This window comes from Actinomyces bouchesdurhonensis (genome assembly GCF_963540955.1).
Taxonomy (GTDB): domain Bacteria; phylum Actinomycetota; class Actinomycetes; order Actinomycetales; family Actinomycetaceae; genus Pauljensenia; species Pauljensenia bouchesdurhonensis.
In genome coordinates, this window is record NZ_CAUTSL010000015.1 from 1 (window position 1) to 19,581 (window position 19,581).

Annotated in this window: 20 protein-coding genes; 14 read left to right on the top strand and 6 right to left on the bottom strand. The window is 63.9% G+C overall.

The window, feature by feature from the left end:
* Positions 1-254, top strand: a 254-nt coding sequence (locus RYL44_RS03965) for an HU family DNA-binding protein (protein ID WP_314975152.1), incomplete at its 5' end; no start/stop codon positions are given.
* 174 nt (positions 255-428) lie between these two features.
* Here the strand turns inward: RYL44_RS03965 and RYL44_RS03970 are convergent.
* The 4 genes from RYL44_RS03970 to RYL44_RS03985 all read right to left on the bottom strand — a co-directional run bounded on the left by RYL44_RS03970 (position 429) and on the right by RYL44_RS03985 (position 6,231).
* Positions 429-2,489 (bottom strand): ABC transporter ATP-binding protein, encoded by a 2,061-nt coding sequence (locus RYL44_RS03970; protein WP_314975153.1) that lies wholly within the window; start codon positions 2,487-2,489, stop codon positions 429-431.
* An 8-nt stretch (positions 2,490-2,497) separates the two neighbouring features.
* Entirely contained in the window at positions 2,498-3,397 is a 900-nt protein-coding gene (locus RYL44_RS03975) for an ABC transporter permease (RefSeq protein WP_009059324.1), read from the bottom strand.
* Positions 3,394-4,353, bottom strand: coding sequence for an ABC transporter permease (locus tag RYL44_RS03980; RefSeq protein ID WP_314975154.1), 960 nt, complete (start codon positions 4,351-4,353; stop codon positions 3,394-3,396). Before RYL44_RS03980 ends, RYL44_RS03975 begins: the two co-directional genes overlap by 4 nt.
* An 81-nt stretch (positions 4,354-4,434) precedes the next feature.
* A complete protein-coding gene (locus RYL44_RS03985; protein ID WP_314975155.1) occupies positions 4,435-6,231 on the bottom strand; it encodes a peptide ABC transporter substrate-binding protein in 1,797 nt (598 codons plus the stop codon).
* A 249-nt stretch (positions 6,232-6,480) separates the two neighbouring features.
* Here RYL44_RS03985 and RYL44_RS03990 point away from each other — a divergent pair, with 249 nt between their 5' ends.
* The 7 genes from RYL44_RS03990 to RYL44_RS04020 all read left to right on the top strand — a co-directional run bounded on the left by RYL44_RS03990 (position 6,481) and on the right by RYL44_RS04020 (position 13,737).
* Positions 6,481-7,629 (top strand): ROK family transcriptional regulator, encoded by a 1,149-nt coding sequence (locus RYL44_RS03990; protein WP_314975156.1) that lies wholly within the window; start codon positions 6,481-6,483, stop codon positions 7,627-7,629.
* Positions 7,626-9,083, top strand: coding sequence for a M81 family metallopeptidase (locus RYL44_RS03995; protein WP_314975157.1), 1,458 nt, complete (start codon positions 7,626-7,628; stop codon positions 9,081-9,083). Before RYL44_RS03990 ends, RYL44_RS03995 begins: the two co-directional genes overlap by 4 nt.
* Positions 9,080-10,012, top strand: a complete 933-nt coding sequence (locus tag RYL44_RS04000; protein WP_276739164.1) for an ROK family protein — start codon at positions 9,080-9,082, stop codon at positions 10,010-10,012. The genes RYL44_RS03995 and RYL44_RS04000 overlap by 4 nt, the downstream gene beginning before the upstream one ends.
* A complete protein-coding gene (locus tag RYL44_RS04005; protein WP_314975158.1) occupies positions 10,009-10,689 on the top strand; it encodes a copper homeostasis protein CutC in 681 nt (226 codons plus the stop codon). The genes RYL44_RS04000 and RYL44_RS04005 overlap by 4 nt, the downstream gene beginning before the upstream one ends.
* A gap of 73 nt (positions 10,690-10,762) precedes the next feature.
* Positions 10,763-11,536: a glucosamine-6-phosphate deaminase gene (nagB, locus tag RYL44_RS04010; RefSeq protein WP_314975159.1), complete on the top strand. Its 774-nt coding sequence runs from the start codon at positions 10,763-10,765 to the stop codon at positions 11,534-11,536.
* A gap of 129 nt (positions 11,537-11,665) precedes the next feature.
* Complete coding sequence (locus RYL44_RS04015; protein WP_276739158.1) at positions 11,666-11,998, top strand: DUF3039 domain-containing protein; 333 nt, start codon at positions 11,666-11,668, stop codon at positions 11,996-11,998.
* Positions 11,995-13,737, top strand: a complete 1,743-nt coding sequence (locus RYL44_RS04020; protein WP_314975160.1) for a DEAD/DEAH box helicase — start codon at positions 11,995-11,997, stop codon at positions 13,735-13,737. The genes RYL44_RS04015 and RYL44_RS04020 overlap by 4 nt, the downstream gene beginning before the upstream one ends.
* Before the next feature lie 102 nt (positions 13,738-13,839).
* On the opposite strand, the gene RYL44_RS04025 is transcribed toward RYL44_RS04020, so the two are convergent.
* Positions 13,840-15,183 carry a nicotinate phosphoribosyltransferase gene (locus RYL44_RS04025; protein ID WP_314975161.1) on the bottom strand — a complete coding sequence of 448 codons (1,344 nt, stop codon included), beginning with the start codon at positions 15,181-15,183 and terminating at the stop codon, positions 13,840-13,842.
* An 81-nt stretch (positions 15,184-15,264) separates the two neighbouring features.
* Here RYL44_RS04025 and clpS point away from each other — a divergent pair, with 81 nt between their 5' ends.
* The 4 genes from clpS to RYL44_RS04045 are packed head-to-tail and all read left to right on the top strand — an operon-like array spanning position 15,265 to position 17,773.
* Positions 15,265-15,552 (top strand): ATP-dependent Clp protease adapter ClpS, encoded by a 288-nt coding sequence (gene clpS, locus RYL44_RS04030; RefSeq protein WP_276739151.1) that lies wholly within the window; start codon positions 15,265-15,267, stop codon positions 15,550-15,552.
* A gap of 4 nt (positions 15,553-15,556) precedes the next feature.
* The gene (locus RYL44_RS04035) at positions 15,557-16,129 is read left to right on the top strand and encodes a DUF2017 family protein (protein ID WP_073982729.1); all 573 of its coding nucleotides are present in this window, start codon (positions 15,557-15,559) and stop codon (positions 16,127-16,129) included.
* 16 nt (positions 16,130-16,145) lie between these two features.
* Positions 16,146-16,976 carry a glutamate racemase gene (gene murI / locus RYL44_RS04040; protein WP_073982728.1) on the top strand — a complete coding sequence of 277 codons (831 nt, stop codon included), beginning with the start codon at positions 16,146-16,148 and terminating at the stop codon, positions 16,974-16,976.
* Entirely contained in the window at positions 16,973-17,773 is an 801-nt protein-coding gene (locus RYL44_RS04045) for an MBL fold metallo-hydrolase (RefSeq protein ID WP_073982727.1), read from the top strand. The genes murI and RYL44_RS04045 overlap by 4 nt, the downstream gene beginning before the upstream one ends.
* A 48-nt stretch (positions 17,774-17,821) precedes the next feature.
* Here the strand turns inward: RYL44_RS04045 and RYL44_RS04050 are convergent, their stop codons facing one another.
* Positions 17,822-18,736: a LysR family transcriptional regulator gene (locus RYL44_RS04050; protein ID WP_073982726.1), complete on the bottom strand. Its 915-nt coding sequence runs from the start codon at positions 18,734-18,736 to the stop codon at positions 17,822-17,824.
* Between the two features lie 86 nt (positions 18,737-18,822).
* On the opposite strand from RYL44_RS04050, the gene RYL44_RS04055 reads away from it, so the two are divergent.
* Both RYL44_RS04055 and RYL44_RS04060 read left to right on the top strand, forming a co-directional pair.
* The gene (locus RYL44_RS04055; protein ID WP_314975162.1) at positions 18,823-19,152 is read left to right on the top strand and encodes a CBU_0592 family membrane protein; all 330 of its coding nucleotides are present in this window, start codon (positions 18,823-18,825) and stop codon (positions 19,150-19,152) included.
* Positions 19,153-19,401: 249 nt separating this feature from the next.
* A complete protein-coding gene (locus tag RYL44_RS04060) occupies positions 19,402-19,524 on the top strand; it encodes a hypothetical protein (RefSeq protein ID WP_268753698.1) in 123 nt (40 codons plus the stop codon).
* The last annotated feature ends 57 nt before the right edge of the window (positions 19,525-19,581 follow it).

Below are 19,581 nucleotides of genomic sequence, written 5' to 3' on the forward strand. Positions count from 1 at the left end.
CTCAGATTGCCGAACGTGCCGACCTGACCAAGGCGAAGGCCGACGAGGCCCTGGCAGCTTTCCAGGCCGTCCTCGTTGAGTCCCTGGCCAAGGGTGAGGCCGTGAAGGTCACCGGTCTCCTCTCCGTCGAGCGCGTCGAGCGCGCCGCCCGTACCGGTCGTAACCCCCGTACCGGTGAAGAGATCAAGATTCCCGCCGGCTACGGCGTCAAGCTCTCCGCTGGCTCCACGCTGAAGAAGGCCGTCTCCAAGTGACGCGCTGACCGAAAGTATCTCGGGTGTGGGGTGCGACCTGACGGTCGCACCCCACACCCATATCCGCGTCGCGTCGCCTCAGCGGGGGAGCGCAGAAAGCGACCCCGACCTGATTGCTCGGGTCGGGGTCGCGTTGGAGTCCGCCATGAACGTCTGCGTGCTTACATGCCTAGCTCATCCTTCGTTGGCCTGCACGAGCGGGTGGTGGCACGCCACCCGGTGTGTCTCGTCCGTCAGGAGAGGTTGCACCTTGCACTCTTCGCCAGCGAAGGGGCAGCGCGGGCGGAAACGGCAGCCCTTTGGCGGGTTGACGGCACTCGGTGGCTCACCCTCCAGTTTAATGGCCCGATCGTTGTGAGAGAACTCGGGGTCGGGCACGGGAATTGAGTCGATGAGTGCCTTCGTGTAGGGGTGCTTCGGGTTCTTAACGACCTCCTTGGCTGGCCCCTCTTCGACGATGCGACCCAGATACATGACGCCGATACGGTCCGCCATGTACTGGACGACCGCCAGGTCGTGACTAATGAACAGGTAAGACAGCCCCAGTTCGGTCTGCAGGTCCTTCATGAGGTTCAGGACCTGCGCTTGGACAGACACGTCCAGGGCGGACACGGGCTCGTCGGCGACGATGAGGTCCGGTGCCAGCGTCAAGGAACGTGCGAAGCCGATGCGCTGGAGCTGGCCGCCCGAGAACTCGTGCGGGTAGCGATCCAAGATTTCTTCGGTCAGGCCGACCTGCTCGATGATCTCCATGATGCGCTCAGCGATCTGACGCGTGTTCCCCGTCTTCTGAATGCTCATAGGTTCGGCCAGGATCTGGTCAATACGCATGCGCGGGTCCATTGCCGCGTAGGAATCCTGGAACATCATCTGCACGTCGCGGTGGATACGAATCGCGTCGCGGCCTTTCAGCTTAGCCAGGTCACGTCCACCCAACTCAATGGAGCCGCCCGAGGGGGATTCGAGTCCCGCAATCAGACGTCCCATCGTTGATTTGCCGCAACCCGACTCGCCGACCAAACCGTAGGTCTCACCCTTCTTCAAAGTGATTGAGACGCGGTCTACCGCGGAAACGACACCCTTGTCCCGCTTGAGGAAACCGGAGCCGGAGGACTCGTATTCGCGAGATGCCTCCTTGACTTCAAGGAGGACCTCGCACGAGTCTGCTTGCTGTACCGGTGTTCCCCCCGATGCTTCCACGGCCTCGTTCGAGGATGAAACAGCATCGATCTTTGCCTGCAGCTGGGCAGGTGACTCGTCGCCCTTCTGGACAGGATGGAAGCAGGAGTATGTGTGGAAGTCCTCGCCCGACAGACCCGGGTAACGGTCCACGCACTCGGCTCCGGCCCACAGGCAGCGGGAGGCGAAACGACATCCCACCGGCAGGTTAGTCAGCGAGGGGGGAGCACCCGGAATCGAGAACAGCTTCGTGCCCGCGGCGAGCGCCCGCTCGGGTAACGCTGCCATGAGGGAACTCGTGTAGCGGTGCTTAGGTTCCGTGAAGAGCGTCTTGGTGGGTGCTGTCTCCACGATGCGGCCCGCGTACATGACTGCCACACGGTCCGTGTGGCCGGCGACCACACCCAGGTCGTGGGTGATGAGAATGACGCCCATCTGGTATTCGTCGCGCAGCTCGTCGATGAGATCAAGGATCTGCATCTGAGTCGTCACGTCCAGGGCCGTCGTTGGTTCGTCAGCGATGAGGATACGTGGTTCGCACACGAGGGCCATGGCGATCATGACGCGCTGGCGCATACCGCCCGAGAGTTGGTGCGGGTAGTTGTTGATGACGATCTCGGGTCGGGGCATGCCCACGCGCCTAAGGATCTCGACGGCGCGCTCAAGCGCGTCCTTCTTCGACATTTTCTTGTGCACGCGCAGCGGCTCACAGACCTGCAAGCCGATCTTCATGGTCGGGTTCAGCGAAGTGAGCGGGTCCTGGAAGATCATGCCGACCTTCGTGCCGCGTAGCCTACGCTTCTCGCGCAGCGACATCTTCGTTAGGTCCTGCCCGTCAAGGATGATCGAGCCGGAGGATACCCGGCCTCCCTGGGGGAGCAAGCCCATGAGTGATAGGGCGGTCATCGTCTTTCCGGAGCCCGATTCGCCCACGATACCCAGGGTCTCGCCGGGGTTCACGTGCAGGTCGACACCCGAGAGGGCGTGGACCACGCCGGAGCGAATCTCAATGTCCGTATGGAGATCCTGGATGTCCAGGAGCGGAGAATAATCCATGGTAGTTCTCACCTCTTGCGCAGTCGAACTTCGAAGGCGTCACGCAGGCCGTCGCCGATGAAGTTGAACGACAGGACCAGGATGATGATGAGGACGCCCGGCGGGTAGAGCAGCCACCAGTTGCCCGAGTAGACGTGCGACTGGCTGTTGGAGAGCATGGCTCCCCAGTCGGTGGCGGGAGGCTGCGCGCCCAGGCCAAGGAACGACAGGTAAGCGACGTAGAGGACAGCGTCGGCGACTTGGAAGGTCGCGTTCACGATGACGGTACCGATCGTATTGCGCACGATGTGCGTGCGGATCGCTCGGGGCATCGATCCGCCCATGCCGCGCATTGCCACGACGTACTCGCGGGTGCGAAGAGACAGTGCTTCGCCGCGGATCAGTCGGGACGTGCCCAGCCAGGACAGCGCCGACATGATGATGATCAGGACGGGGACCGTCGGGGGAATCATCGTGGCGATCAGCATGAAGAGGAAGAGGACGGGCACGGACATGAGCGCGTCAACGATGCGCATCATGATCGCGTCGATCCAGCCTCCCACGAAGCCAGCGATGGCGCCGTACAGGGTGCCGATCGTGGTCGCGATGATGCCGGCGAAGAGGCCGACGATGATCGAGGTCTGTCCACCCTTCATGAGGCGCCCGAGCTGGTCGTAGCCGACCATGTCCGTGCCGAGGGGGTGTTCGGAGGAGGGGGGCAGCGCCGAGTTCATGAGGTCGGTGTGAACCTGGTCGGTGACGTAGAAGAGTGGACCGATGAAGGAGAACGCCAGCAGAATCAGGAGCATGCACACGCCGAAGACGGCGAGCCGGTTCTCCATGAAGACTTGCAGGCCCTGGAGCTTGGTGGACTTGCGGGCGGTGCGCGCTTTCGCGGGCGCGGTGGGGGTGGCGGTTGCTGTGCTCATTTGGATCGTCCTGCCAGTCGGATTCGAGGATCGGCGATGGCGTACAGGAAGTCAGCCAGGAGGGCGCCGATGACGGTTGCGAAGGAGACGATGAGCGCCACGCCCAGGAGGATCGGGTAGTCTCGCCTGCCGGTGGCCTGGTAGTACAGGTAGCCCATGCCGTTGAAGTTGAAGAGCGTCTCGATGACGAGGGCGCCACAGAACATCGCGGGAATGTAGAGGCCGATCATGGTGATGACGGGGAACATGGCGTTGCGCAGCGTGTGCACGAAGACGACGCGGAACTCTGATAGGCCCTTGGCGCGTGCAGTGCGCACGTACTGCTCGTTGAGGTTATCCACCATTGAGGAGCGCACGTAGCGGGCGTAGGCGGCGATCGTGCCGATCGATAGGGCGCACACCGGCAGGATCAGGTGATCCCACTGTTCCCACATGACGGAGAGATTCTCGCCCTGTGGGGCGTCGTTGGGCAGGATGGGCCACACCTGGGAGAAGAGGACGATGAGGAGGAGTCCCGCGAAGAAGATGGGCGTCGAGTAGGCCAGCAGACATGCGATCGTCACGATGTAGTCGGGTGCTTTGTTTCTCTTCACTGCCTGCCACACGCCCAGGGGGACCGCGATGATGAGGGCGAGGATGGTGGAGAGCAGGGAGAGGAAGATGGTGCGCGGTAGGCGGGCGGCTAGCAGGTCGTTGACGGACTGGTTGTGCTGGTAGGAGTAGCCGAAATCGCCGTGCGCAATTTTGCCCAGGTAGGTGACGTATTGCTCGGGGATCGGCCGGTCGTAGCCGTTTTCGTGGTCGAAAGCCGCGAGCTGTTCTTTTGTCGCGTCCTTGCCCAGTGCGGCTCGGGCGGCGCCGCCCGGCTGGGACTGGAGCAGGACGAAGGTGATGATGGTGACCAGGAAGACGACGACGACTGCCTGGCCGAGACGTTTGAGGATGAATTGAATCATTGCGAACTCCACAAGTTGGGGGCAGGCGCCCGCGCGGCAGCGGGTGCGGGCGCCTGCCCCGTGAGGCGGTGGGACGAGCGCTTACTTAGTCCCGTCGGTCTTCCACGCCCAGTCCTCGGGCCAGGTGTCACCCGTGGCGTCGAGTTCGCCCAGGTCGAGCGTGTTCTTCACTGCGGTGATCTGGTAGTACGGGTTGGGCATCCACAGGACGGGGAGGTCCTCCGCGAGGAAGTCGTTGTACGCCTGGAGGGCGTCGGGCGCGGTCGAGCGCGTCGACTCCTCGATGAGCTTGTCGGCCTCGGGGTTGGAGTACTGACCGAGGTTGACGGGCGCGTCGGTCGCGAAGAGACGTTCACCGGAGGCGTAGATCGGGAAGCCCCACGAGGTCTGGGATCCGAAGAAGGACAGGTCCCAGGTGCAGGGGGTCTCGTCGTCACATGCCTGCGAGGCACCGACCGAGTCGGGGACCTCGTTCATGTCGATCTTGATGCCGAGCTTGCCGAACTGGGAGATGATCTCTTCGAACATCTGGTGCGTGGAGACGAAGCCCGACTGGGAGATGAGCTTGAAGCTCAGGGCGTCGCCGGCTTCGATGCCCTCGCCGCACTGGTTATCCCCGGTGCCGGGGTTCTCGCAGGTGGTGGAGCCGTCGGGGACGACCTTCCAGCCGTGGTCCTCGAGGAGCTTCTTGGCGGCGTCCGGATCGAACTTGTAGACGCAGCCGTCGGTGGTGCCGACCTTGTCAGAGGCCATGGGGACGGGGCCGCAGGTGGGGGAGGCTGTGTTGGACCAGATTTTTTCCGACAGGGTCGGCTGGTCGATGAGCTGCTGCATCGCCTGGCGGATGTACTTCTGGTTGATGAACTTCGAGCCTGGTGCTTGGGGTGCGAAGTTCAGGGCCAGATAGGTGATGGTGTTACCGGGCCACAGGAAGACGTTGTAGCCCTTGCTCTCGACGGCGCTGCGCTGGTTGTATGACGCGGCCGGGATATAACCGAAGTCGATGGCGCCTGAGCGCACGGAGTTGAACTCGGCGTCGTCACCCGTGAAGGCCTTGTAGATCAGCTTGTCGATCTTGGGCTTGTCCTCGCCCCAGTAGTTCTCGTTGGGGACCAGTTCGAGGCCCTGGTCGGGGGTGAAAGAGGAGAGCTTCCACGGGCCGTTCACCGTCTGCCACAGCGGGTTCTTGGCGTAGGAGGACAGGTCTTTGGCTTCGCCCTGCAGGTAGGCGAAGACTGCTTGCGCACCCTCGGGGGTGCGGTCCAGGTCGGAGACGGCCTCGTCGGCGCTGGTCTTGTCCCAGGCGTGCTGGGGGAGCAACGCAACCTTGTTGATCTGGTTGTCGATGAACCAGGACGGGTTGAACACCTCTTCGGTCGTGATGGAGAAGGTGTAGTCGTCCAAGACGGCGAGCGAGGCTCCGTCGGGGAAGAAGCCCTCCTTATAGGAGGCCCACTGATCCTTGTTGTTGGTCACCAGGTTCCACCAGAACTCGATGTCGCGGGTGGATACGGCGGTGCCGTCGGACCACTTGGCATCATCGCGCAGGGTGATGGTGTAGGTCTTGCCGTCCTCGGAGACGTCGGGGACCTGACCTAGGGACTTGGGGAGGTTGATCTTGTAGGGGGTCTCGGAGGTGGATTTGTAGGCGAAGAGCGGGCGGTACAGCGACTGGATGAACTGGCCGTTTTCGCCCTGCGTGTAGCCCTTGGCGGAGATGGGGAAGATCCAGTTCGGTGTGCGTGAGGCCATGGTGACCTCGTTCTTTCCTGTCTCTGAGCTGAGCGCACGGTTGGTGCTACAGGCGGACAAGCCCATGGTGGCGACCATGGCCAGTGTCGCGCCGGCGGTGATCCACCGCTTCAATCTAAGGTTCATGACTGCTCCAAATCAACGTTGATCGGGGACTCTGACGGAACATGGTCCCACCAGATGAATCCCATCATATGACAGATTGTCAGCCGATGCTGCCAGTTTCGATAGATGTGCAAATGTTACGAAAAAATAACAGGAAATTTCGGCGAAAGAAGTAGCAAACTTTTGCCAGTGAGGCATAATGGGTCCTGTCCTCAGTGTTGAGTGCCATGTAACATTGCAGTTACCGAATAACTAATCAGGGGAGGTGTCATGGCGACCCACGATGTCGATGAGACTGTATTGACACTGATTGGCTCCGGCCAAGCAGACACCCGGCCCGCAATTGTCAAACAAACCGGACTCGCGGCGTCGACCGTGTCAGCGGCCGTGTCGCGACTCGTCGAAGCTGGAGTCATCGCAGAAGCAGACGAGTCCGTCTCGACGGGCGGACGCAGGGCCCGCCGCCTCGTCACATCTGAGGGAGCCGGTGCACTCGCCCTCGTCGAGCTGGGAGCCCACCACGGCCTCGTCGCCCTGACTGACCCGACCCGCGGTATCGGGCGCGCCACCAGCCTCCTCGTCGACATTGCAGACGGACCCGAGGTGGTCCTTACAGCTGTCATGGAAGAAATCAGCCGCCAGGAGAAAGCAGCCGGCGTGCGCGTAGGCGGCCTCGCACTGGCCGTGCCCGGCCCCGTCGATGCCGAACGCACGCGAGTTATCCGCCCCGCCCGCATGCCCGGTTGGGATGGCATCAACGTCGCCGAGGAAGTGGCCCGCCACTGCGGCCTACCCGCCATCATCGAAAACGACGCGCGCGCTGGGGCCATCGGTGAATCCATCTATCGACGTCGACTTCAAGGAGTCACCCCGATCGATACTCTCATCTACGTCAAAGCAGGCTCAGCGATCGGCGGAGCCTACCTGATCGAGGGCATCCCCCACGTGGGAGAAGGAGGCCTGGCCGGGGACATCTCGCACATCCCCGTCGATGCAGCCGCGGGGCGCCCATGCACATGCGGCAACATCGGGTGCCTGGAAACAATCGCTTCCGCCGACTCCATTCGAACCGACCTAGCCGCCTCAGGTCTGGTCTACACAAACAACGCACAACTGTTGGCGGCAGCCCGCGACGGAATCCCCGCAGTAGCGACCGCCATCCGCCACGCGGGAGCTCTCCTGGGCCATAGCCTCGCACACCTCGTGTCCTTCCTGGCGCCACAGGGCGTCATCCTCGGCGGAGCCCTGTCCGCCGTCGACGCCTTCAGCGCTGGCGTGCGAGCCGCGCTTCACCAGTCCTGTCTGCCATCCATCATGGAAGACCTCGTGATCGAATCATCCCGCTCCGGACGTGACGCCGCGCTCTGGGGCCTGTCGACACTCACGCCACACAAGATCTCAAAGGAGAATCACTCATGACCAAGCCCCGCATCGCGGTCGCCGGCATCCACATCGAATCGTCGACCTTCACCCCATATATCTCCACTGCTGACGACTTCATCGTCACGCGCGGCGAGGAGCTGATGGAACGCTTCTACTGGCGAGACGAAGGCTGGGCCACCCAGATCGAATGGATCCCCGTCCTGCACGCGCGTGCCCTGCCCGGCGGCGTCGTCGAGCGTGGCGCCTACGAGGCGTGGAAGGCCGAGATCCTCGAAGGACTCGCGGCTGCCGGACCTCTCGATGGTCTCTTCTTCGACATCCACGGCGCGATGAGCGTCCAGGGCATGGACGACGCCGAGGGCGACCTCATTAACGCCATCCGCGCCGTCATCGGTCCGGAGCCCATGGTCAGCGCCTCCATGGACCTGCACGGCAACGTCTCCCAGGATTTGTTCGACGGCTGTGACCTGCTCACCTGCTACCGTCTGGCCCCCCACGAGGACGCCCTCGAGTCGCGCCGACGCGCCGCTTACAACCTAGGCATGCGCCTGCTTAACGGAGCGCCCAAACCCATCAAAGCACTCGTCCACGTGCCCGTCCTACTGCCCGGCGAAAAAACCTCAACCCGCATCGAACCGGCCAAGTCGCTCTACAAGATGATCGATCCCATCGAGGCGATGGACGGCATTCTCGACGCCGCCATCTGGATCGGCTTCGCGTGGGCCGACCAGCCGCGCTGCAAGGGTGCGGTCGTCGTCACCGGCGACGACGCAGACCTCGTTAAGGAACAGGCCGAGCGTATCGGCCAATACTTCTGGGACGTGCACGACCGCTTCGAGTTCGTCGCCCCCGTCGCCTCCATGGAGGAGTGCCTGGCCGCCGCCGAGGATGGTCCCAAGCCCTTCTTTATCTCTGACTCCGGCGACAACCCGGGTGCGGGCGGCGCCGACGACGTGACCGTCGCGCTCGCAGCCTTGCTCGCGTGGAAGCCCGTCCAGGAGGCCACGCTTGACGTCGTCTACGCCTCGATCATCGACCCGGTCGCAGCCGGTCTCGCCTGGGAGGCGGGTGTCGGCGCCGAGGTGGACCTCGAGGTCGGCGGACACATCGACACGCGCGAGCCTGGAACTCTCAAGGTCCGCGCCACTGTCGAGGCCTTGGCTGACGATCCGATGGGCGGCCACACCGCGCTGGCGCGCACAGGCGGCCTGCGCTTCATCGTCACCACGAACCGCAACCAGTACACGATGTTTAGCCAGTTTGAGCTGCTCGGCGTCGACATCACTGTCGCCGACGTGGTCGTCGTCAAGATCGGCTACCTCGAACCCGATCTGTACGACACCCAGAAGGGTTGGCTCATGGCACTGACCCCCGGCGGCGTGGACCAAGATCTGATCCGCCTGGGACATCACAAGATTGAACGCCCAATGTTCCCCTTCGACCCGGATATGACGGAACCCGATCTGTGCGCTCAGGTGGTCGTGCCATGAGTCCCGTCATGGCGTCGACGGGTCCGGTATTTGCGGGCATTGATATTGGGGGAACGTCCATCAAGTGGATGATCGTCGATGAGGCCGGTGCGATTGCGACCCAGGGCAACGAACGGACCGATCGCGAGGCCGTGGCCCCTCAGGTGGGGCGCATCGGCGCGCGCCTGGCGGGGGAGTTCCCGGGACTGGTCGGTTTCGGCCTTATCTGCCCCGGCCTCGTTGATGAGGAGAAGGGGGCCGTTATCTACGCAGCGAACCTGGAGTTGCGCGGAGTTGAGCTCGCGCGTGCTGTCGAAGATGCCACGGGCGTGCCTGCCGCCCTCATGCATGATGGGCGGGCCGCTGGCCTGGCCGAAGGACTGCTAGGTGCCGGGCGTGGGGCTTCGTCCTTCCTCATGATGCCCATCGGTACCGGTATTTCCGTGGCTCTCATGCTCGGAGGAAGCCTGTGGAGCGGCGCGACCTTCAGCGCCGGCGAGGTGGGTCATGCGCCCGTCTTTCCGGGTGGCGAGTCCTGTCGCTGCGGGTCGCGCGGCTGCCTGGAGGTCTACGCCTCCGCGAAGGGTATCGCCAGGCGCTACGAGCAGGCCACCGGTGAGGACATTGGCGCGAAGGCAATTGAGAAGGCGGTCGGTACTGATCCTGTGGCCACCGAGGTGTGGGGGACGGCGGTGCAAGCCCTCGCACTGTCGCTTACTCACATGACTCTCACCGTTGACGTCGAGCGCATCATTATTGGTGGTGGTCTGTCGCACGCGGGGGACAACCTGCTCGCGCCGCTGCGGGCGCAGTTCGCGTCGATGTTGACCTTCCGTGATGCCCCCGAGATCGTGCGCGCCGCCCTAGGTGGGGCAGGCGGTCGTTGGGGTGCCGCGATCCTGGCCGCCCGCGTGGGCGGATCGTCGTGCTATGAAAGGTGGCAGCCGTGACCATCGTGGAAATCTGCGTTGAGGATGCCCTTGGTGCGCGCCGTGCGCGTGACGGGGGAGCCGATCGCATCGAAATTTGTGCTGACCTGTCGTGCGGGGGATTGACCCCCGCCTTCGACGAGGTGGGCGCCGCCCTCGAGGTTGGACCGGCTGGCGGCGTTCAGGTGCTCGTGCGCCCGCGCCCTGGAGACTTTGTGCATTCGCGCGAAGAAGTTGACCGCATCGCCTCCGACATTGTGGCGCTTCGTGCTCTTGGTACTGGCGCTGGTATTCGCCTTGGTTTCGTCGTTGGTGTCCTTACTGATGAGGGAACCATCAACGTGGGGGCGGCCGCCCGCCTGCGCGACGTCGCCGAGGATGCGCCGTTGACTTTCCATCGGGGCTTCGACCAGGTGCGCGACCAGGATCGTGGTCTTGATGTCCTGATGGAGCTGGGCTATGACCGGGTTCTGACGACGGGTGGCGATCCGGCGGTTGCCCAGCCGGGCGCCCTCGCTCGGCTCGTGGAGCGCGGGGGAGCGGACATCATCATCTTGGTGTCGGGGGGGCTGCGGGCTCATAACGTTGCCGAGGTCGTGGCGGCGTGTGGCGCCCGTGAAGTCCATATGCGCGCGCCGGGCACCACTGGAACCGATCGCAGCGAGGTTGAACGGATCGTGGCTGCTTTGCGCGGCTAACGCATTTCGAGTGTCCTCACAAATACCGCCGATTCGTCTGACAAATCGGCGTCAAGGGTGTAAGGTTAACCACATGAGAATTGGAATTTTCAACGACGAAGATCAGATCGCATCCCTCGCAGCGGACCGTATCCTTCAGGTGTACCGCGCCAAGCCAAACTTCGTGCTCGGCCTGGCCACAGGCTCCTCGCCGCTGAAGCTCTACGCGGAACTCGTGCGCCGCTACCAGGCCGGTCAGATCTCCTTCGCCCAGGTTCGCTCCTACAACCTCGACGAGTACGTGGGCCTGCCCCGCGACCACTACGAGGGCTACGCGAACTTCATCCACCGCAACCTCGTCGACCTGGTCGACATGCCCGAGGGTGCGGCACACGGCCCCGACGGCTGGTGCGATGACCTCCACGCCGGCGCCGCCGCCTACGACGAGGCCATCAAGGCCGACGGCGGCATCGACATCCAGGTCCTCGGCATCGGAAGCGACGGCCACATCGGCTTCAACGAGCCCGGCGGCACCCTCGCGTCGCGCACCCACGTGGGCGTCCTGACCGAGCAGACCCGCCGCGACAACGCCCGCTTCTTCGACGGCGACATCGACCAGGTCCCCACGCACTGCGTGACCCAGGGCCTGGGCACGATCATGGACTCGCGCGCCCACATCTTCATCGCCACGGGTGAAGGCAAGGCAGACGCTGTCAAGGCCATGATCGAGGGCGGCGTCACCCAGCGCTGGCCTGCCTCCATCCTCCAGCACCACCCCGACGTCACCGTGCTCCTCGACGAGGCCGCCGCCTCCAAGCTCGAGCTCGCAGACTTCTACAAGGAAGTCTGGGAGAAGGAACACCTGTGAGATAGTTTCCCCTCCCACCAAGCCCCGACCTCGTTCGCCCGAGGCCGGGGCATTATCATGCCCGCGTTTGCGCTCCCCGCGTACACCGCCTCCTGCCCCCGGCCCCCTTCGGGTCGTACAATAGACCCCATGCGTAACGCCCTTGACGAACCCACCGGTCCCTCCGCGCCCTCCGGTCCCTCCACCGCGTCCTCGACCGGTCTGCTGGAGCGCACCGAGACCCGCAAGGAGCGCACCGACGGCGACGGGGACCGCTTCGCGCACTTCGTGCGCAAGGACAAGGCGAACTCTTCAATGCTGACTGGCCAGCCCGTCGTTGCCCTGTGCGGCAAGGTCTGGATTCCCACCCGCGACGCATCCCAGTACCCCGTGTGCCCCACCTGCAAGGAGCTGCGCGACTCGATGGGCAAAAACGGGCGCAACTGGCCATTCTCCGACGGTGGTAAGGGCTCCGACAAGTGAGCGAGACAACCCGGCGCGCGCCCGTTGGCAGGCTGCGCGCCTGGCAGGCCGACGCCCTCGACCGATACATGGATGCCTCTCCGCGCGATTTCTTGGCCGTCGCGACCCCCGGGGCCGGCAAGACGACGTTCGCACTGACGCTCGCGACCGAGCTGATCGCCCGCGGTATCGTCGATAAGCTCACCGTCGTGTGCCCGACCGAGCACCTCAAAGGCCAGTGGGCCTCGAGCGCCGCTCGTTTCGGCATTCATATCGACCCCGACTTCACGAACTCCCAGGGCGTGGCCGGCTCGCACTTCGACGGCGTGGCCATCACGTACGCTCAGGTCGGCTCCAACCCGGCCGTCCACGCGGCCCGCACCCGCGCCTACAGGACCCTCGTCATCCTTGACGAAATCCACCACGCCGGAGACGCCCTCTCGTGGGGCGACGGCGTGCGCGAGGCCTTCACGGACGCGACCCGGCGCCTGGCCCTCACGGGCACGCCCTTCCGCTCCGACACCTCGCCGATCCCCTTCGTGACCTACGCGGAGGACGCCGAGGGCATCCGCCGCTCGCGCGCCGACTACACCTACGGCTACGGCGACGCCCTCAAGGACGGCGTCGTGCGCCCCGTCCTGTTCATGTCCTACTCCGGACAGATGGCCTGGCGCACCAACGCGGGCGACGAGGTCAGCGCACGCCTGGGCGAGCCCCTCACCAAGGACATGATGAAGCAGGCCTGGCGCACCGCTCTGGACCCCACAGGCGAGTGGATTCCCGCGGTCCTGCGCGCCGCTGACCTGCGCCTCGAAGAAGTACGTCGCGCCGTTCCCGACGCTGGTGGCCTCGTCATCGCCTCCAACCAGGAACACGCGCGCGCCTACGCCCGCCACCTGCGCCTCATCACCGGCAAGGCTCCCACAGTCGTCCTCTCTGACGACGCGGACGCCTCCGACCGCATCTCCGAATTCGCTGACTCCACCGACAAGTGGATGGTCGCCGTGCGCATGGTGTCCGAAGGCGTGGACGTGCCCCGCCTCGCGGTCGGCGTCTACGCCACTAACGCCTCCACGCCGCTGTTCTTCGCCCAAGCGATTGGCCGCTACGTGCGAGCCCGGCGCCGCGGCGAGACAGCCACCGTCTTCATCCCCTCCGTTGTTCCGCTTCTCGCCCTGGCGGGAGATATGGAGGTCGAACGCGACCACGCGCTCGACCGCCCCCGGCGCGAGGAGGCCAGCGAAGACGACATGTGGAACCCCGAAGACGCCCTGATGGCGGCCGCGAACCGTGAAGAAAAGGCTTCTTCCGACCTGCTCTCCCAATTCGAGGTTCTCGGCGCGGACGCCGAGTTCGACGGCGTCCTCTTCGACGGCGCCGCGTGGGGTGCGGGCGCGGAAGTCGGATCCGAGGAAGAGCAGGAATACCTGGGCATTCCCGGCCTCCTCGACGCCGAGCAAGTCACGACCCTACTGCGCGCTCGCCAAGCCGACCAGGTGGCCGCCCAGAAGAAGAGCCGTGCCGCCCAGAAGATGCGCGAGGACAACGCCGGTATTCCCGCCCACAAGCTGCGCGCAGCCAAACGCAAAGAACTCCAGCACCTGGTTTCCACCTGGTCGCGACGCTCCGGGGAGACGCATGCGACCATCCACTCGCGCCTGCGCTCTCGGTGCGGCGGCCCCGAAGTCGCCCAGGCAACGACCGAACAGATCGAAGCCCGCATCGCGCTGCTGCGCGAGTGGTTCGTCGGGCGTCACTGACACCGTCCGCTGCACTCGACGCGCCCTGACGCATCACGAACTCCGGCCTCGTCCCTCCGTAAGAAGGACGAGGCCGGGGCGTCGCTGTGGGAACGGACGTCCTCAGCCGACTTTCTCGTAGCGCGTCGGAATTGCTGCGTCGCCTTCGGATAGGCGCCAGGCCTGGTAAGGCAGCTCATTACGTGCGCGCAGGTGACGCTCCTGGGCGGCCATAAGCGCACCCTCGCCCCATGCCTGCGCATCGATGACGCCACCGCGTACGAGCGGGACCTGCAAGGGGCGGGCGCCGCGCTCAGCCAGGAGGGCCTGTCCCTCCTCGAAGGTGGTACCCACGAGGAGAAGTTCCTCGGTGGCGTAGCCGTCCTCGCCCAGAACGCGACCGGCGACCTTGCGTCCACCGACCGTGGACTTCGACTCGGCCTTCTTAGCGACCAGCACGGTCTTGCCGTCTTCGTCCTCGCGCTGAACGATCTTGTAGACCAAGGCAGCCGTGGGCACGCCCGATCCCGTCACCAGCTTCGTGCCAACGCCGTAGGAATCCACGGGCGCCGCGCCCAGGGCAGCGATCGCGTACTCATCCAGGTCCGAGGTCACGGTAATCTTCGTCGAGGTCGCGCCCATCGCGTCGAGCTGGCCACGCACCTTGAACGCCTCGGCGACCAGGTCGCCCGAGTCCAGGCGTACCGCACCCAATTCGCCGCCAGCCGCGCGTGCGGCCTCAACAGCGTTGACGACACCCTGCGTGATGTCGTAGGTGTCCACCAGCAGGGTCGTGCCCGCGCCCAGCAGAGCCACCTGCGAATCAAAGGCGTCACGTTCCGTGTCATGCAGAAGCGTGAACGCGTGTGCTGCCGTGCCGATACAACGAATGCCATAGCGCTTGGCGGCTTCCAGGTCGGAAGTGCCCTGGAACCCGCCGATGACCGCCGCCCGGGCAGCCGATACCGCGGCGCGCTCATGGGCGCGCCGCGCGCCCATATCCATGCAGGGGCGACCATGCGCGGCGATCGTCATACGCGAGGCCGCTGACGCCACCGCGCAGTCGTGGTTGAGGATCGACAGGAGCAGCGTTTCCAGGAGCGTGCAATCCGCGAAGGAACCCTCAACGGTGAGCAGGGGAGAACCCGAGAAGTAGCATTCGCCTTCCGCATAGCCCCAGATGTCGCCAGTGAAACGCCACGACGACAGGAAATCAGCGGCCTGTTGGGAAATGACACCCCCCTCGCGGAGCCAATCGATTTGGTCGGCGTCGAACTCGAAACGCTCCAGGGCCTCGAGGATTCGACCAGTACCGGCCACGACTCCGAAGCGGCGCGTGGCGGGGAGACGACGTCCGAACAGCTCGAACGTGCAACGGCGATGCGCGGTCCCGTCCTTTAGGGCAGCGTCGAGCATCGTGAGTTCGTACATATCAGTTAGCAATGAAGTGAATGTCGATGCAGGCATACTGTGAGCCTACCCTGAGAAGCGTGTCACCGGTGTGCGAAAACGCTTCCGTGGACGCACAAATCGACTTAGGGTTGACACATGACCACCATCGTCCAACCGGTACCGCGCACGCACGAGGCCCCCACCGCCGTGCCACGCTGGCGTACCGTCGTGTGGGACGACCCCGTCAACCTCATGAGCTACGTGAGCGCTGTCTTCCGCGAGTACTTCGGATACTCCGCTGCGCGCGCCGAAGAACTCATGATGACCGTCCACACGCGCGGACGCGCGACCGTGTCCACGGGCGTGCGCGAACGCGTCGAGGCCGACGTCATGGCCATGCACTCCTACGGCCTGCGCGCCACCATCGAAGCAGACGGGGACTAGCTCCATGGAAGCCTTCGCTTACCGTGACGGGGGCTTCGCAGCGTCGATGAGTACCGGCGAAGCCCTCCTCCTACGCCAGCTTGCCAGCGAGGTCCTGGTGGTCCTCGACGACCCCGGGGACTTCGCTACGACCTCGTCCATGATTAGAGCAGTCACCGAAACTGAGCAGCGCAGGGAAGCGCCCCGCGAGCGCTCCCTGACGATGCTGCTGCCCTCCATGAGCGATGACGAGGAGGACGCGGGGCGGATGCGTGCCCTCACGGAAGACCTGCTGCGTACCGAAAAGTCGGTTCGGCTGCGCGCCATGGTCAGCGATCTTGAACACATTACTCATGGGGAGGGGGATACCCTCGTCATTCCTCGGGAGTCCGTGTGGTCGTGGTTGGGAGCTCTCAACGACATTCGCCTCGGCTTAGCCGGTGAGCTGGACCTTTCCGATCAGGGGGACGCTCAGCGAATCGAACGACTGGCGATGAGCGAGCCGACGGGGGAGCGCACACAGGCGGTTGCTGCGATCTACGTCCTCGTGACATGGTGGCAGGACTCACTGCTGGACGCCGTGAATAATTCTCAGTAAGGAATAAGGTCGAAGCATGAATAATGCCCCGATCGGAATCTTCGACTCGGGCCTGGGTGGGCTGACGGTAGCCCGTGCGGTCATCGATAAGCTGCCCGACGAAGAGATCATCTACCTGGGCGACACCGAGCACACTCCCTACGGTCCGCGCGCGATCGCGCAGGTGCGCTCACTGACGCTGTCTGCCCTCGACGAATTGGCTTCGCGCGGAGTCAAAGCCCTGGTGATCGCGTGCAATACGGCGACGGCTGCCGCGCTCGCGGACGCACGCGAACGCTACTGGATCGATGCTGGCATTCCTGTCGTTGAGGTCATCACGCCCGCCGCACGCCAGAGCGTCATCGCGACGCGTAACCATCACGTCGGCGTCATCGGGACGAAGGCGACGATTCAGTCCGAGGCCTACCTGCGTGCGCTCGCGGCTGTTCCCGGGCTGACGGTCAGCCAGCAGGCCTGTCCCGCTTTCGTTGATTTTGTTGAGGCTGGGGTGACCACGGGTGAGGAGATCGAGGCTGTGGCGCGTGAATACCTCACGCCGCTGAAGGAGGCGGGTGTCGATACTCTGATCCTGGGGTGTACGCACTACCCGCTGCTCACCGGCGTCATTGGGCGTGTCATGGGTGAGGGTGTCGCCTTGGTGACCTCCTCGGAGGCCACCGCGAACGTGACGTACAACGAGTTGGTGGATCGTGGTCTCCTGCACGACCCGTGGCCCGAAGGGACGGGGCCGCAGCATCAGTTCTTGGCTACTGGTGCGTCAGAGAATTTCCCGCGCTTGGCGCGCCGCTTTCTGGGGCCCGAGGTCGGTTCGGTTGTCCGCGTGAACACCCGTGGGGGTCTCGCGTGAAGCTCACTGTCATCGGCGCGACAGGTTCCATGTCGGGACCGGAGTCTCCCGCCTCTTCCTATCTGGTTCAGGCGCGCGGCGTTGACGGTGCGTCCGGTCAGGAGCGGATCTTCTCTCTGGTGTGTGACATAGGGCCTGGCTCTTTCGGCGCGCTATGGGAGCGCATGTGCCCGTGCGAGCTGGATGCTCTGGCGCTGTCGCACTGTCACGCGGACCATATGGGCGACATCATTTCGTTGCAGGTGTATCGCAGGTGGGGGCCCGGTGCGGGCGCTGTTTCGCCCGTTGCTCTTTTCGGTCCTGCTGACACGTTGCATAGGGTGCGTCAGATTGAGGGTGCGTCGCACGAGGAGTCCTACGAGGGTGAGTTTGCGTTTTCCCCCTTGGTGCTTGGCCGTTCCTACGAGGTGGGGCCGATGACGATGTGGCCTGTCCGTGCGCTGCACCCAGTGGAGGCTTTTGGCCTGCGCATCGAGGGGCCTTCGGAGGAGGATCCTTCCCGTCGCGTGACCCTGTTTTACACGGGCGACACGGATTTGTGCGACTCGATCGTCGAGGGAGCGCGCGGCGTTGACGTTCTCCTGAGTGAGGTTGGCTTTACCTCCGATGAGACAGCGCCCGATATGCATATGGATGGTCGGCGCGCGGGTGAGTTGGCCTCGCGCGCGGGCGTTGGGCGTATGATCGCCACCCACATTCAGCCGTGGGTTTCCCGCGATCGTGTGGCGTCCGAGGTTCGCCAGACTTGGTCTGGGTCCCTTGACTTCGCGACCCGGTCGATGGTCGTTTCCCTCTAGAGGCAACCACGGCCTCGTTCGCGCGAGGCCGTGGTTGCGTGGCGCTCTTTAGTCCGCCGGGGCGGAGTAGGAGTTGTGTCGCTGCCATTCGGCCAGGAATGTAGCGACGCGCGCGGGGCCGCCGCCTTCGCTCCACCCATGGTTTTTATGTCGTAGCAGGATTTTTCGTGTGCCCAGCGACGGCAGGGGAGTGATTCGCATTCCTTCGGTGTGCGCGCCGGCGAGCGCCATTGCGGGCAGGATCGTTGATCCTGCGCGTGCTCGCACGAGGGAGCGGGCGGCCTCGTAGGTCGTGTACAGGTGAGGTGCCCAGCGTCTGTCGGGGAATGCCTTCGTGATGCGGCGCATGACGTGGTCGCCGCTTGAACCGGGGCTGACGCGCAGCCAGGTCAGGTCTGCGAGGTCCTCGATGGAGCCGATGGGGGGAGCGGAGTCAGGAGTGACGAGTACCCACGGTTCGTCGATGAATGGTATATCCGTGTAGCCGCGTGGCGGCATGCCGGGGTCCTCGTCTCGTTCGATGACGAGAATGTCGAAGTGACCCGTGCGCAGTGCTGCCATCCCGGGTGTTTCCTCTGTTTCCTCAATGTGTAGGTCAATGCCGGGTAGTGCCTGGGAGAGGTCGGGGAGCGCGGGGATGAGGGTTGAGCGGCAAATGGTGAGGAACGCACCGAGCGTGACTGTGCCCGTGACTTGGCCTGTCAGGGGCCGCAGTGCTTTGAGGGCTTCGGCGATGTCTGCGTTGATGCGTTCCCCGGCTTCGGCGACGATTGTGCCGGCGGGGGTCAGGATTGCCCCAGAGGTTGTACGCTCGACCAGTTTGAGGCCGACTTCTTCCTCGAGTTTTTGGATCTGCTGGGAGACCGCAGAGGGGGAGACCATGAGTATGTCTGCGGCGGCTACGATGCCGCCTTCGCGTGCCACCGAGAGCAGAAACGGTAGGCGACGGGGGTCGATGTCCATGAACACTCCATAGTTAAGTGAAACTGCAAGATAACTATAGAACCATTCAATTGTGCTTGACTAGTGGAGGGTGCACAATTGCTGTCATGACCTTCTCGCACCTGGCAATTGTGATCCTCGGATGGGTTGGCGCCGCAGCCTCCATCACCGCTTATTACCTCGTGTCCACCAAGCGCGTAGCGCCCGACTCTCTGCGTTATCACACGTTGAACGCGTCTAGCTGCATTCTCCTGGCTCTTGCCTGTGCGTCCACGGGCGCCTGGCCTTCTTTCCTGACTAATGCGATCTTCATCGGTGTTGGTCTCACCATGATCTGGCGTGTGCGCGACCGCCTGGTGCGTCGCCTTATGCAGGTGGTGCGCTTCTTTGACGTGCGCCGTTTCCTATCCGGGCGTCGCGTGGCGCGCGCTCGCTGACTCTTGTTGAATCGGGATAGTGAGGGGGTGGGCCGCGGGCCTGCCTCCTCACTGTATTCACCACCCCATAAATTAAGGATAGAAGCTTTGAAGAGTCAACGATTTATCAAGGCATATCAAGGAAAAGTCTGTAAGAAATACTTCAGTGAAAAATTAGAAAGAATCGATGGAAAGAAGTCCTCGCGCGCGTCATCATAGAGTCACAGTGCGATGACAGATCCATCGCACGTACTCAAAGAGGAGCCCACCATGTCTCGTTTCATCGCATCAGTCCTTCAGCGACTCGCCTATTACGGGCGCGGACGCCAACAGCGCAACCCGCTGCAATTCTCGATGGACCGGCCCTTCTTCGGTAACCTCGTGGCCCGCTGATGGAGCGCCCGCCGGGCGCAGCCACGTGCCGGACACCCTTAGGGTGCCCGGCACACC

Bases quoted from the DNA above. Each gene is read 5' to 3' on its own strand.
- RYL44_RS03970 (WP_314975153.1), bottom strand. From the start codon at position 2,489: ATGGATTATTCTCCGCTCCTGGACATCCAGGATCTCCATACGGACATT.
- RYL44_RS03975 (WP_009059324.1), bottom strand. From the start codon at position 3,397: ATGAGCACAGCAACCGCCACCCCCACCGCGCCCGCGAAAGCGCGCACC.
- RYL44_RS03980 (WP_314975154.1), bottom strand. From the start codon at position 4,353: ATGATTCAATTCATCCTCAAACGTCTCGGCCAGGCAGTCGTCGTCGTC.
- RYL44_RS03985 (WP_314975155.1), bottom strand. From the start codon at position 6,231: ATGAACCTTAGATTGAAGCGGTGGATCACCGCCGGCGCGACACTGGCC.
- RYL44_RS03990 (WP_314975156.1), top strand. From the start codon at position 6,481: ATGGCGACCCACGATGTCGATGAGACTGTATTGACACTGATTGGCTCC.
- RYL44_RS03995 (WP_314975157.1), top strand. From the start codon at position 7,626: ATGACCAAGCCCCGCATCGCGGTCGCCGGCATCCACATCGAATCGTCG.
- RYL44_RS04000 (WP_276739164.1), top strand. From the start codon at position 9,080: ATGAGTCCCGTCATGGCGTCGACGGGTCCGGTATTTGCGGGCATTGAT.
- nagB (WP_314975159.1), top strand. From the start codon at position 10,763: ATGAGAATTGGAATTTTCAACGACGAAGATCAGATCGCATCCCTCGCA.
- RYL44_RS04015 (WP_276739158.1), top strand. From the start codon at position 11,666: ATGCGTAACGCCCTTGACGAACCCACCGGTCCCTCCGCGCCCTCCGGT.
- RYL44_RS04025 (WP_314975161.1), bottom strand. From the start codon at position 15,183: ATGCCTGCATCGACATTCACTTCATTGCTAACTGATATGTACGAACTC.
- clpS (WP_276739151.1), top strand. From the start codon at position 15,265: ATGACCACCATCGTCCAACCGGTACCGCGCACGCACGAGGCCCCCACC.
- RYL44_RS04035 (WP_073982729.1), top strand. From the start codon at position 15,557: ATGGAAGCCTTCGCTTACCGTGACGGGGGCTTCGCAGCGTCGATGAGT.
- murI (WP_073982728.1), top strand. From the start codon at position 16,146: ATGAATAATGCCCCGATCGGAATCTTCGACTCGGGCCTGGGTGGGCTG.
- RYL44_RS04050 (WP_073982726.1), bottom strand. From the start codon at position 18,736: ATGGACATCGACCCCCGTCGCCTACCGTTTCTGCTCTCGGTGGCACGC.
- RYL44_RS04055 (WP_314975162.1), top strand. From the start codon at position 18,823: ATGACCTTCTCGCACCTGGCAATTGTGATCCTCGGATGGGTTGGCGCC.
- RYL44_RS04060 (WP_268753698.1), top strand. From the start codon at position 19,402: ATGTCTCGTTTCATCGCATCAGTCCTTCAGCGACTCGCCTATTACGGG.